Below are 364 nucleotides of genomic sequence, written 5' to 3' on the forward strand. Positions count from 1 at the left end.
CTTTTGTATCGATAGCTGTGATTTTCATTGTATCATTTGAAGCGTCAGAAAGCTGAATTGTGATATCTTTCCCACCAGCACCACCTAAAAATGCGTTACCATTGAAATTTGTTTTATCAGCAATATGATCAATTTCTTGTGCTAATGCTTGATACTCTTTGTCCATAGATGCGATATCTTTATCGTTGTTAGTACCGCTTGATGCTTGTGTTGCAAGATCACGCATACGAAGTAAGATGTTTGAAACAGAACCTAATGCAGCGTCACCAGTACGTAAAGCAGACATAGCGTCTTGTGTGTTACGAGCCCCAACATTTAATCCGCCTTCTTTTGCACGCATACGAGTAGCAATAGCTAAACCAGC

1 protein-coding gene is annotated in these 364 nt (G+C 39.8%); it reads right to left on the reverse strand.

The window, feature by feature from the left end:
- On the reverse strand, positions 1 to 364 hold a 364-nt coding region (locus MR170_RS31235; RefSeq protein WP_481746805.1), incomplete at both ends, for a flagellin N-terminal helical domain-containing protein.

Source organism: Bacillus cereus group sp. BfR-BA-01524 (genome assembly GCF_022662595.1).
GTDB lineage: Bacteria > Bacillota > Bacilli > Bacillales > Bacillaceae_G > Bacillus_A > Bacillus_A thuringiensis_S.